At 72.1% G+C, this 12,086-nt stretch carries 12 protein-coding genes; 4 read left to right on the top strand and 8 right to left on the bottom strand.

Annotated features, from left to right (window positions below; all coding sequences use genetic code 11):
* Positions 1-21: 21 nt before the first annotated feature.
* The 6 genes from ACQPYE_RS38675 to ACQPYE_RS38700 all read right to left on the bottom strand — a co-directional run bounded on the left by ACQPYE_RS38675 (position 22) and on the right by ACQPYE_RS38700 (position 6,912).
* Complete coding sequence (locus tag ACQPYE_RS38675) at positions 22-1,587, bottom strand: 4-coumarate--CoA ligase family protein (protein ID WP_498718048.1); 1,566 nt, start codon at positions 1,585-1,587, stop codon at positions 22-24.
* Between the two features lie 366 nt (positions 1,588-1,953).
* Positions 1,954-2,829, bottom strand: a complete 876-nt coding sequence (locus ACQPYE_RS38680) for a DUF4349 domain-containing protein (protein WP_498718049.1) — start codon at positions 2,827-2,829, stop codon at positions 1,954-1,956.
* A 68-nt stretch (positions 2,830-2,897) separates the two neighbouring features.
* Positions 2,898-3,380 (bottom strand): type III secretion system chaperone family protein, encoded by a 483-nt coding sequence (locus tag ACQPYE_RS38685; protein ID WP_498718050.1) that lies wholly within the window; start codon positions 3,378-3,380, stop codon positions 2,898-2,900.
* The gene (mshA, locus tag ACQPYE_RS38690; RefSeq protein ID WP_498718051.1) at positions 3,377-4,630 is read right to left on the bottom strand and encodes a D-inositol-3-phosphate glycosyltransferase; all 1,254 of its coding nucleotides are present in this window, start codon (positions 4,628-4,630) and stop codon (positions 3,377-3,379) included. The genes ACQPYE_RS38685 and mshA overlap by 4 nt, the downstream gene beginning before the upstream one ends.
* Positions 4,627-5,424, bottom strand: coding sequence for an alpha/beta fold hydrolase (locus ACQPYE_RS38695; protein ID WP_498718053.1), 798 nt, complete (start codon positions 5,422-5,424; stop codon positions 4,627-4,629). Before ACQPYE_RS38695 ends, mshA begins: the two co-directional genes overlap by 4 nt.
* A gap of 342 nt (positions 5,425-5,766) precedes the next feature.
* A complete protein-coding gene (locus ACQPYE_RS38700; protein ID WP_498718054.1) occupies positions 5,767-6,912 on the bottom strand; it encodes a L,D-transpeptidase in 1,146 nt (381 codons plus the stop codon).
* Positions 6,913-7,002: 90 nt separating this feature from the next.
* Between ACQPYE_RS38700 and ACQPYE_RS38705 the strand changes: the two genes are divergently transcribed.
* Positions 7,003-7,734 (top strand): SDR family NAD(P)-dependent oxidoreductase, encoded by a 732-nt coding sequence (locus ACQPYE_RS38705; protein WP_498718055.1) that lies wholly within the window; start codon positions 7,003-7,005, stop codon positions 7,732-7,734.
* A gap of 68 nt (positions 7,735-7,802) precedes the next feature.
* Here the strand turns inward: ACQPYE_RS38705 and ACQPYE_RS38710 are convergent, their stop codons facing one another.
* Positions 7,803-8,768, bottom strand: coding sequence for a chymotrypsin family serine protease (locus ACQPYE_RS38710; protein ID WP_498718056.1), 966 nt, complete (start codon positions 8,766-8,768; stop codon positions 7,803-7,805).
* Positions 8,769-8,871: 103 nt separating this feature from the next.
* Positions 8,872-9,981: a UDP-N-acetylmuramate dehydrogenase gene (locus ACQPYE_RS38715; RefSeq protein WP_498718057.1), complete on the bottom strand. Its 1,110-nt coding sequence runs from the start codon at positions 9,979-9,981 to the stop codon at positions 8,872-8,874.
* Between ACQPYE_RS38715 and ACQPYE_RS38720 the strand changes: the two genes are divergently transcribed.
* From ACQPYE_RS38720 to ACQPYE_RS38730, 3 genes are all read left to right on the top strand, one after another.
* Positions 9,980-10,474, top strand: a complete 495-nt coding sequence (locus tag ACQPYE_RS38720) for a DUF2505 domain-containing protein (protein ID WP_498718058.1) — start codon at positions 9,980-9,982, stop codon at positions 10,472-10,474. The genes ACQPYE_RS38715 and ACQPYE_RS38720 overlap by 2 nt on opposite strands.
* Complete coding sequence (locus ACQPYE_RS38725) at positions 10,453-11,256, top strand: class I SAM-dependent methyltransferase (RefSeq protein WP_498718059.1); 804 nt, start codon at positions 10,453-10,455, stop codon at positions 11,254-11,256. Before ACQPYE_RS38720 ends, ACQPYE_RS38725 begins: the two co-directional genes overlap by 22 nt.
* 95 nt (positions 11,257-11,351) lie before the next feature.
* Positions 11,352-12,086: a maleylpyruvate isomerase family mycothiol-dependent enzyme gene (locus tag ACQPYE_RS38730; protein WP_498718060.1), complete on the top strand. Its 735-nt coding sequence runs from the start codon at positions 11,352-11,354 to the stop codon at positions 12,084-12,086.

Raw genomic sequence — 12,086 nt, forward strand, 5'->3', positions numbered from 1 at the left:
CCGGGGGTCTCGCGAGCGAATTCAGGCAGACGCCTCGCGGGCGCGGAGGTCCTTGCGCAGGATCTTGCCCGCGGCCGATTTCGGGATCGTGTCGATGAACTCCACGACCCTCACCTTCTTGTGCGGGGCGACTTGGGAGGCGACGAAGGACATCACGGCGGACTCGTCGAGTTCGGTGCCCGGCTGGCGGACGACGAAGGCCTTCGGCACCTCCTCGCCCTCCGCGTCGCGCACGCCGACCACGGCCGCGTCGGCGATCTCCGGGTGCGTCAGCAGCAGGGCCTCCAACTCCGCCGGCGGCACCTGGTAGCCCTTGTACTTGATCAGCTCCTTCACCCGGTCGACGATGCTGACCAGGCCGTTCTCGTCGATGACCGCGACATCGCCGGTGTGCAGCCAGCCGTCCTCGTCGAGCGTGGCGGCGGTGGCTTCGGGGTTGTTCAGGTAGCCCTTCATGACGTTCGGGCCTCGGCACCAGAGTTCGCCGCGCTCGCCGACGCCCACGTCCTCACCGGTGGCCGGGTCGACGAAGCGGCACTCCATGTTCGGCGCGATGACGCCGACCGTGCCGACGGAGATGTCGTCGCGGCCGTCCGGGATCGCGTGGCTGACCGGGCTCATCTCGGTCATCCCGTACCCCTGCGAGACGCGGCAGCCCAGGCGCTTGGCGACGATCGCCGCGAGGTCGACGTCCAGCGGCGCGGCGCCGGAGAAGATCGTGTCGATGCCGGACAGGTCGTACTGGTCGACCAGCGGGTGCTTGGCCAGCGCCACCGCGACCGGCGGCGCGATGTAGACGCGGTCGGTCCGGTGGTCCTGGATCACCCGCAGGAACTCGGGCAGGTCGAACTTCGGCAGCGTCACCACCGTCGCGCCGACGTGCAGGCCGTTGTTCATCAGCACCTGCATGCCGTAGATGTGGAAGAACGGCAGCACGGCGAGGATCTTCGTGCGCTCGCCGATCCGGAGCATCGGCCCGCACTGGACGATGTTCGCGACCAGGTTGCGGTGCGTGAGCATCACGCCCTTGGCCCGGCCGGTCGTCCCGGACGAGTACGGCAGCACGGCCACGTCCTCGGCCGGGTCGATCGACACCTCCGGCACCGGCTCGGCGTTCGCCAGCAACGCCGACAGGCTGGGGTAGCCCTCGGCGGCGTCCAGCACGACCACGTCGGAGATGCCCGCCTTCTCGGCGCCCGGCGCGGCGTTCGGCAGCAGCACGGACACCGTGAACAGCATCTTCGCGCCGGCGTCCGCCAGTTGGTGCGCGACCTCGTCCGCCGTGTAGAGGGCGTTGACGGTGGTCGCGGTGGCGCCCGCGCGCAGGATGCCGTGGAACACGACGGCGTAGTAAGGGGTGTTCGGGCTGAGGATGCCCACGACGTCGCCCTTGCCGATCCCCCTCGCGGCCAGCGCGGCGGCCAGGCGGTCGACCGCACCGGCCAGTTGGCGGTAGGTCAGCGACGCGCCCGAGGAGCCGTCGACCAGGGCCACCCGATCGGCGCGCTCATCGAGGTCGGCGAACAGCAACTCGTGCAGCGTGACGTCCGGAACCGCGACATCGGGGAACGGACTGCGGAAGACCATGCGGCTGCCTCACTCATCCAGGGGGCCGGGATCCCGCCATCGTGAGTCACGCCACATCGCTGGTCAAGGCAGTCGTTCGTCGCGCTACAGCGTTACTTAATTCGGCTAAGAACACTCGAACGGAGTAGTGCCGCCCCTTGTGGCGGCCACCGGGCATCTGCCAAGTTGGCATGGCCTCGCGGGTCGGCCCCACGCACTCCGATCGGCCCGCACGGCAGAACCGCGGTTCGCCATCCCCCCGTCGAACCGCGGCCCGCTTGGAAGCCCGGGCTCCCCCCGCCCGGTTCCAACCCCAGCGGGGAACGACGCGGGGCGGCTTGAGCTCGCGACTCCCCCTCTCTCCCAAGCCGCCCCGCGCTCCGCGGCCTAGGGCGTGCTCGGCGGCGCGACGGGCGCGACCCTCCGGCGACGCCGCCACCACAGGTAGCCGAACGTCGGCAGCCCCAGCACCACCGCGAACGGCAGCACGCCGCCCAGCACCACCAGCAGCCAGCCGAACGCGCCCACCAGCGCCTCCCAGCCACCGGCGAACGCCTCCAGGAAGTCGTTCTCGTCCCGCACGACCACCGGCTCGCCCGTCGCCGAGATGACGACGGTCAACGTCGCCATGGCGACCTGGCCCTTCACCGCCTCGTACCGGCGCTGCAACGACTCCAGGTCGGACTGCCGCTTGGTCAGCTCGGCCTCGATGTCGGTGATCTCGGACGTGGTCGTGGCCCGCTCCAGCAGCCCGCGCACCCGCTCCACGCTGGCCCGCTGGTTGGCGAGCCGGGCCTCGATGTCCACCACCTGCTCGGTCACGTCCTCGGTCTGCAGCTCCCGCCTGCCGACCTCGACGCCCTCCAGCCCGGCGATCGACTCCATCACCCGGTCCAGCCGGTCGCCGGGCACCTTCACCGTCACCGACGCCCGGCCGGCCTGCGACCTCTCCTGGGCCGAGTACCCGCCCTCCGCGATGACCAGGTCCTTGACCTGGGACAGCACCGCGTCGGAGTCCGGCGCGCGCAACTCGACCGTCGCCGTGCGCACGAGTTGCCGGTTCTGCTGCGCCGACGTGCCCGCCTGCCGCGCCTCATCCGTGCCGGCCGAGTCCTGCTTCGGCGTGCCGCCCGGCTGCGCGTTCTCCTGCGCGGGCGCGGGCGCCGCCAGGTCGGCCGACGACCCCGACGTGCCGCTCGCACCGCACCCCGCCAGCGCCAGCGCCGCGAACGCGGCGACCACCAGCCCCACCCGTCTGCCCATGTGACCCTCCCTGGTTTCCGGTCACGGGTGGGACGGGGCGGGGGATCACCCCCGTTGCTCCCCCGCCATCACGATTCGGACACCAGGTGCCGGAACGCCTCCAGGTTGGCCAGCGACTCGCCGCGCGAGACCCGCCAGTCCCACTCCCGCTGGATGGCGCCGGCGAACCCGATCTCCAGCAGCGTGTTGAAGTCGCCGTCGGCGGCCTCCACCACCTGCCCGAGCACTCGGTCCAGCTCGTCGGGCGTCACGGCGTGCGGCGCGATCCGGCCGACCAGGTAGATGTCGCCGGTCGTGTCGATCGTGTAGTGCACGCCGTACAGCTTGGCGTTGCGCCGCAGCAGGAACCGGTAGACGTCCTCGTGCGCCTCGTCCGGCTTGCGGCACACGAACGCCTCCACCACCAGCGCGTGCCTGCCGACCACCAGCCAGCAGTTCGTCTGGAGCTTCTTCGTGCCGGGCAGGGTCACGAAGAACCGCCCCGGCTCCTTGCGGTCGTAGCGCAGCTCGCGGTCGTCCAGGGTCGACCGGATGACGTCGTCCAGGCTCAAGCGATGACCTCCTCGCGGAACACGTCCCGGGCTTCGGCGTACCCCGCCAGGAGTGAATCAGTCGTGCGGTCCCAGGAGAACCGGCGGGCGTGGCCGACGGCGTTGCTGGCCAGCTCCTCCCGGCACGCGGGGTTCAGCGCGATGGACGTCAGCACCCGCGCCCACGCGCCCGGCTCGTGGCCGTCCACCAACGCCCCGGACACCCAGTCGCGCACCGCCACCGGCAACCCGCCGACCGCCGCCGCGACCACCGGCGTCCCGCACGCCTGCGCCTCCAACGCCACCAGCCCGAACGACTCGTTGTGACTGGGCACCGCGACCACGTCGGCCGCTCGGTACACCCGCGCCAACGCCTCACCGCCCTGCGGCGGCATGAACCGCACCACGTCCGAGATCCGCAGCTCGGCCGCCAGCCTGACCAGCTCCTCGGGCGTCTTCATCCCCGACCCCGACGGCCCGCCGACGACGAGGACCACCAACCGCGACCTCAACCCGGGATCACGCGCCACCATCTCCGCCGCCGCTCGCAACAGCACGTCCGGCGCCTTCAGCGGCTGGATGCGCCCCACGAAGGCCAGCACCACCGACTCGGGCCGCAACCCCAGTGCCGCCCGCGCCCCGTCCCGATCACCGGGCGTGAACCGCTCGAGATCCACCCCCGGCGGCACGACCAGCACCTTCGACGGTTCCGCGTCGTACAGCTTGACCAGCTCGGCCGCCTCGACGTCGGTGTTGGCCACCAGCCGGTCCGCCTCCGCGACCACCTGCTCCTCGCCGATCACCCGCATCCGGGGCTCCGGCGTGTCGTCGGCCGCCAGCGCCAGGTTCTTCACCTTCGCCAACGTGTGCGCCGTGTGCACCAACGGCACCGCCCACCGCTCCCGCGCCAACCACCCGACCTGCCCCGACAGCCAGTAGTGCGAGTGCACGACGTCGTAGTGACCGGGCTCGTGCCGCGCCTCCGCCCGCAGCACACCAGCCGTGAAGGCGCACAGCTGACCGGGCAGCTCCTCCTTGCCCAGCCCTTCGAACGGCCCCGCGACCACGTGCCGCACCTTCACGCCGGGCGCGAGCTCGGCCACCGGCGGCAACTCCGAGGACGTCGCCCGCGTGAAGATCTCCACCGCGATGCCCCGCCGCGCCATCCGCGTCGCGGTCTCCACGATGTAGACGTTCATCCCACCGGCGTCGCCCGTGCCGGGCTGCTCCAACGGCGACGTGTGCACCGACAGCACCGCGACCCGCTTCACCGCGACACCTCCGCGACGAACCGCCCGAGGTCGGCCGCGAACCGCTCCGGCCGTTCCAGGAACGGCGAGTGTCCGATTCCGTCGTAGCGGCGCAAGTCGGCTCCGGGGATCAGGGCCGCCGCGTACTCCCCGGCGGCCGGGTCGACCACCTCGTCGGCGGTGCCGTGCACGACCAGTGTCGGCTTGTCGACCGCCTTCAGCACACCGGCGCTGTCCACGTCCCGCCGGAACAGCTCCCGCCGAACCCACGGCGGCACCCGCAACGCCGTCCCCACCATCCGCTGCACCACGTCACCGGCCAACCCGGGCGCCTGGTCGCGGCAGAAGTCCGTCAACGCCGGCGCCGCCACCGCCGGATCATCGGAGAACGCCGCCGGCAGCACCGCCTCCATCACCCGCCCGATGACCGCGCCGGGCCGCCCCCGCCCCAACTCGGTCACCGCCCCGACCAGCACCAACCCACTGATCCCGGCCGTGCCGTGACAACGCAGGTAGTCGGCGATCACCACCCCGCCGTACGACCACCCGACCACCACCACCGGCCGCCCGACGTGATCGATGACGGCCTTCAGGTCAGCCGCCCAGACCGCCGAGTCCCGATAACCGCCCTCGGCCACCTCCGACGCCCCGTGACCACGCAGGTCCACCGCGTAACCGCGCAAGGACGGCTGAGGCGACCACACCTCCCCGGACTGCGCCCAACCGTGCACCAGCACGACCGCCGGGGCGTCGGCAGGACCCGACTCGCGAACCGACAGCCGGACGCCCTCGGCGTCGAGGAGAGTGTTCCGCACGACTTACGACAACGCGTAAATCATCCCACCACTTCCCGCACAAGCGATTTTGCGCCATCAACCACACCCCACCACCCACCCCTTGATCACCAAGAACACCCATATCTTGATCATCAAAGCCCACCCCAACGGACCCGCGACTCACCCACCGAGGCCCGATTTGACATGGGTTCGGGTGCTTTAGGCTGGTCGAAGCCGGGCAGGCTTGGCGGACGCTCTTCCCGCCGGGCCTGCCCGGCTTTGGCCTGCCTGGAGTGCCCGTAAGGGCCCCATGTCAAATCGAGCCGGACTAACCCAACCCCAACCCCACCAAGCCACCCCCACCCCAACCCACCCCCACCGTCACAGAGCCGACATCGTCTGCCACTGCGCCCAGGGAATCTGCCAGTCGTACCAGTCGAACTGCGCCGGCAACGTCGTGCTCGCCCCGGTCACCTCCACCGGATCACCGACCATCGCGCTGTCGTAGTACGCCTTGGCGTCGGCCTCCAGCAGGTTCGCGCACCCGTGCGATGAGTTGACCCTGCCGATGTTCGCCGCGTTGTCGTTGTTCTCGTGGATGAACTCGCCGTGGTTGGAGAACCGCACCGACCACTTCTTCACCACGTTGGTGTAGCCGTACTGGGGGTTGTCGAAGCTCCACGTGTCGAACTTCTGCATCACCACGAACGTGCCGTTCGGCGTGTTCAGCGCCGGGTCGTCGTCCTTGCCGAACGACGCCGGGTAGGTCGCCACGGTCTGCCCGTCACGCTGCACGACCAGCTGGTGCGACGGCGTGTCGATCTTCACGACCTGATTGCGGCCGATGGTGAAGTCGCTGGTCACGTCCGCGCGGCCGAACGCGCCGCCGCCGTAGGCCACCCCGTACAGCTTCGCCTCGACGTGCACCTGCGTGTTCGCGGGCCAGTACTTCTCCGGCCGGTAGTGGACCTCGCGCGAGCTCAGCCACGCCCAACTGCCCTGGACGCCGGCGGAGTTCGTCACCGTCAACGCCTTCTGCACCGTCGCCCGGTCCGCGACGTCCGCGTCGAACTCGACCTTGATCGGCACGGCCACGCCCATGGTCTCGTTGTCGCCGGGGAACAGCGTCGCGCGCACCTGGGACGCGGGGTTCACCGTGGTGAACCCGCCCTTCAGGTCGACCGGCCGCCCGTCCGTCCCGGTCGCCCGGCCCGCGTACGCGTAGGCCTTGCCGAACCCGAGCGGCTCCGTGCTGGCCCACGACTTCTTGTCCTCGGCGAGCTTCCCCTCGATGGCCTCGCCCTCGGGGTTGGTGACCGTGACCTGGTCGATCGTGCCCTCGGCGACGGCGACCTGCACCGGCACGTTCACCGGGGCGTCGATCGCGCCGTCCGCGGGCGCGGTGGTGAACTCGGCCACCGGCGGGTTGTCGCCGCCGACCGGTTTGGCCGTGCCCGTTTCCACCTTCGCCGAGCAGCCCGCCACCAGGGCCAAGCCGAGCAGCAGAGCCGCCACTGTCCTGTGCACGTTACGACCTCCTGATCGAAGGACGTCCCACCCGACTCCCGGTGCGAGTGATCCGCGTCACGTGCGCGGCCCGCGCTTAGGATCGCCGGTGTGAACCGTCCTATCGCAGTCGTGACCGGAGCCAGTGCGGGCATCGGCGAGGCCACCGCCCGCAGGCTCGCCGCCGAGGGCTTCCACGTGGTGCTCGGCGCCCGGCGGGTCGACCGCCTCAAGGCTATCGCGGATGAGATCGACGGCGTCGCGGTCGAGTTGGACGTCACCTCGGCCCCGTCCGTCGAGGCCTTCCTCGACGCCATCCCCGCCGCGAACGTGCTGGTCAACAACGCCGGCGGCGCGCGCGGCCTGGCCACCGTCGCCGAGGCGGACGAGGAGCACTGGCGGTGGATGTGGGAGACGAACGTGCTGGGCACGTTGCGCGTCACCAAGGGCCTGCTGCCGAAGCTGATCGCCTCCGGCGACGGGCACGTGGTCACCGTCACCTCGGTCGCCGCCTACGAGGCCTACGACAACGGCTCCGGCTACACCTCCGCCAAGCACGCCCAGTCCGCGCTGCACCGCACCCTGCGCGGCGAGCTGCTCGGCCAACCCGTGCGCGTGACCGAGATCCTGCCCGGCATGGTCGAGACCGACTTCTCCGTCAACCGCTTCGACGGCGACGCCGACCGGGCCGCGGCCGTCTACCAGGGCGTGACGCCGTTGACCGCGGCCGACGTGGCCGACGTGATCGCGTTCGCGGTGACCAGGCCGCCGCACGTCAACCTGGACCAGATCGTCCTCAAGCCCCGCGCGCAGGCCTCCGCCTCCCGGGTGCACCGGGCGTGATCCGGAACCACCGAGCTTGATCCGGAACCACCGGGCGTAGCTCGCGAACCACCGGCCGCACCTCACGATCACGAATCAGCCGTGAGCAGCTCCACGTCCAACTGGTCGAGCACCGGACCGATGGGGTTCGCGAACCCCCGGTCCGGGCTCCCGCCGCAGTACAGCCCGACCACCCGGTTCGCGTCGTCCACCAGCACCGCACCCGAGTCGCCGTGATCGGCGAACCGGGGCGTCTCGATCCGGATCTGGTCGTGCAGCGTCCGCACGCCCAACCCCACCCCGAAGTCCAGCGTGATCGCCGCGTCCGTCGACGCCACCACGCCCTCCGTGATCGCCGTCGTCCGGCCGCGCTTGCGCACCCGGTCACCGACCCGCGCCCGCGCCCTGCCCGCCACCGCGCCCAACCCCACCACCTCGGGCCGCACGCGCGGTGTCGTCAGCACGATCGCGGCGGCGTCCACCCGCGCCGACAACGCCGCCCGCGCGAGCGCGCCCACCCGGTCGTGCACCGGGTGCCCGCCGTCCACGCGGGACGGGTGCACCATCGGGTCGCCGACCGCCCAGGCGTCGTCCACGCAGGCCACGTGGAACGACGTCAGCGCCATCACGATGTGCCTGCCGCGCGGCGTGACCAGCGCGCCCAGCGTCCCGGCCACCACGTAGTCGTCCGCTTCCGCGACGTCCGGTGGCACCAACCGGATCGCCCGGCTCGGCCCGATCCCGATGCCGCCGGCCAACGACTCGTGCCGCTCCGCCCCGCTCACGCCCTCCGGCGAGGCGATCGTGTGGTGCGGCCAGAACGTGTCCTCGACCACGTCGGTCGGCACGCCCAGCACGTCCGGCGGGATGGCGAACTGGGCGGCGCGGCCCTTGCGGCGGACGAACACGACGATCGCCAGCCGACCGGTCCCCCGGCCGCCGACCGTCTTCTCGCCGAGGTCGACACCCACCACGCCGGGCCGGCTCAGGAAGTCGTCCTCAACCAGCTTCTTGATCGGCCTGACGGCCGCGCGATCGTCGTCGGGGTAGGCCATGACGACCTCCAACAGGTGCCCCTACCTCCATGAAACGCGTGGAGTGAGGATTCGTCACACCCAGTCACCCGTTCGGCCGTTCACCTCAACCACCGCGGGCCGATCACCCGAGCTCGCAGCCCACCAGCACCGGTTCCGGCAGCAGTTCCACGCCGAACGCCGTCCGCACGCCGTCACGCACCTCGCGCGCCAGGTCCAGCAAGTCCTCCGTCGACGCGCCACCGCGGTTGGTCAACGCCAGCGTGTGCTTGCCCGACAACGCCACCCGGCCGCCCGGCCCCCGGTGGCCGCGCCCGAACCCGGCCCGCTCGATCAGCCACGCCGCCGACAGCTTCGAGTAGCCGACCCCCGCCGGGTACGTCGGCACCTCCACCTCCGGCCCCAACCGCTCCGCGACCCGGATCAGCACCCCGGCCAACGTCGAGTCGTCCAGCAGCGGGTTGGTGAAGAACGAGCCCGCGCTCCACGTGTCGTGGTCGGTCGCGTCCAGCACCATGCCCTTGCCGCGCCGCAGCTCCAGCACCGCCTTGCGGGCCGCGTCGGCGGGCACCCGCTCGCCCGGCGCGACGCCGAGCACCCGGGCCAGCTCGCCGTACCGGATGGGCGCGGACTGCCCGCCCGCGGTCAGCGCGAACCGCGCCCGCAGCACCACCGCGTGGTCCGTGCCCTTCAGCACACTGGTCCGGTACGCCAGCCCCAAGCCGTCCGCCGGCACCTGGTGCACGCGACCCGTGCGCCGGTCCAGCAGGTCGACCGAGGTCAGCACCTGCGCGACCTCGACGCCGTACGCGCCGACGTTCTGCACCGGCGTCGCGCCGACCAGCCCCGGGATGCCGGACAGGCACTCCAGCCCGCCCAGCCCCTGCGCCACGGCCTCCGCGACGACCGAGTCCCAGTCCTCGCCCGCCTCCACGGTCAGCTGCACGAGACCGTCGCCCAGCGGGTCGAGCCGGCGGCCGGCCGTGCCGACCGCCACCACCGTGCCGTCGAACCCGGCATCGGACACCACCAGGTTCGAACCGCCGCCGAGCAGCAACAACGGCTCGCCGTCCGCGTCCAACGCGCGCACGGTCTCGACCAGCTCGGCGGCTGTGGCGGCGCGCGTGAACCTCGTCGCGGGGCCACCGAGCCGCAGCGTGGTGCACTCGGCCAGCGGCACACGGGCACTGGAGGGCGGGGTGGTCACGACCGAGAACGGTAGCCTCCGCGACATGGCACGCCGCATCGAGCACCGAACCACGTCCCGCTGGCCGGCGAGGGACGTGTACGCAGCGCTGGTGGACCAGACGTACCTGCGCGACCGGCTCGCCGAGCTGGGCGGCACGAACCCGCAGCTGGTCGCCTTCACCACCACCGAGCGGAGCACGTCCTACCAGCTCAAGCAGGGTGTGCCCGCGGACAAGCTGCCGTCGGTGGCCCGCGGCCTGCTCGGCGGCGACCTCGTCATCGACCGCGCCGAGTCGTGGACCGAGGCCGGCTACGCGGGCACGGTGGAGGTGACGCTGAACGGCGTTCCGGGCCGCCTGGACGGCACGATCACGCTCGCCGACACCGGGAGTGGGAGCGAACTCACGCTCACGGGCCAGGTCAAGGTGGGCATCCCGCTCATGGGCGGCAAGCTGGAGGCGATGATCGTCGACCAGGTCTCGCTGCTGCTCGACAAGGAATCCGAGTTCACCGCCGAATGGCTCGCACGCCGCGCCTAGCCGCGGGCCGGGCGCGCGCGCTCGGCCTGCCCACGAGGGGCACCACCAACCCGAACCGCCTGCGCCGGGTCGACCGGTGGGTCGCGCACACCTACCGCGACCTGCTCGCCGCGCCCGAACCGCTGGTGGTCGACCTCGGCTACGGCTCCTCCCCGATCACCACCGTCGAGCTGGCGTCCCGGCTGCGCGCGGTCAACCCGGCCGTCCGCGTGCTGGGCCTGGAGCTCGACGCCGAACGGGTCGCCGCGGGCAAGGAGGTCGCCGACCCGCCCGGTCTCGACTTCCGGCGCGGCGGGTTCGAGCTGGCCGGCGCGCGCCCGGTGCTGCTGCGCGCGTTCAACGTGCTGCGCCAGTACACGGAGGAGCAGGCGGCCGAGGCGTGGGACACCATGGTCGGCCGGCTCGCGCCCGGCGGGGTGCTGGTCGAGGGCACGTGCGACGAGATCGGCCGCCGGTGCTGCTGGGTCGCGTTGACCTCCGAGGGGCCGCGGACGTTCACGCTCTCCTGCCTGCCCGCCGACCTGGAGACCCCGGGCGACCTGGCCGAACGGCTGCCGAAGGCGTTGATCCACCACAACGTGCCCGGCGAGAAGGTGCACGCCCTGCTCTCCGAGCTGGACGCGTGCTGGGCGACGTGCGCGCCGTTCGCGCCCTACGGCCCGCGTGCGCGCTGGGTGGAGTCCGTGCGGCTGCTGGCCGGGCGCGGGTGGCCGGTGCTGGACGACCGGAAGCGCTGGCGGCTCGGCGAGGTGACCCTGCCCTGGGACGTGGTGAGCCCCTGAGCTGCCCCGGGACGTGGTGAGCCCCGGGACGGTGAGCCGAGCTGCCCTGAACGTGACGGGTCCCCGGGCTGCCCTGATTCCCTAAGCTGTGCGGGGTGGACCACGCCGATCACGTGCAGCACTTGAGGACCCAGTACACCGCCCTGCGCGCCGCCGCGGTGGCCGCCGGTCCGGACGCGCCGGTGCCCACCTGTCCCCGGTGGACGGTGCGGGACCTCGTCGACCACGTGGGCATGGTCCACTCCTGGGCGTTGCGCGCACTGCGCACGCCGGTCGACGGCGAGCGGCCACGACCCGACGACCGCCCCGCCGACTGGGACGAGCTGCTCGACTGGTGGGACGGGAAGGTCGCCGAGCTGGCCGACACCCTGGCCGGCGCCAGGTCGGACACGCCCGCGTGGACGTTCACCGGGCCGAAGACCTTCGGCTTCTGGTCACGCCGGCAGGCGCACGAGACCGCGGTCCACCGGCTCGACGCCGAGCACGCGCGGCACGGCGCGGACGTGCCGTCGCTGCTGTTCGACGTGGAGTTCGCCGCCGACGGCGTGGACGAGTTCCTGACCCGGATGCTGGTGCGCGCCGCCCGGCGCAAGCCGGTCGAGCGGGCGGGCCGGGTGCTGTTCCACGCCGCCGACGCGGGCCGTGCCTGGGAGGTGCGCCTCACGCCCGGTCAGCCGCCGGAGGTCGGCCCCATCACCGGTTCGGCGACCGACGAGGACGCCACCGCCGCCGGCACCGCCGACGCGTTGTACCGGGCGGTCTGGGGCCGGCCCAGCGGCGCCATCACATCGGGTGACAGGTCATTGCTGGACGGGCTGCCGCGACCGTAG

The sequence above is a fragment of the Actinosynnema sp. CA-299493 genome, assembly GCF_050946825.1.
In the GTDB taxonomy this organism is placed as follows: domain Bacteria; phylum Actinomycetota; class Actinomycetes; order Mycobacteriales; family Pseudonocardiaceae; genus Actinosynnema.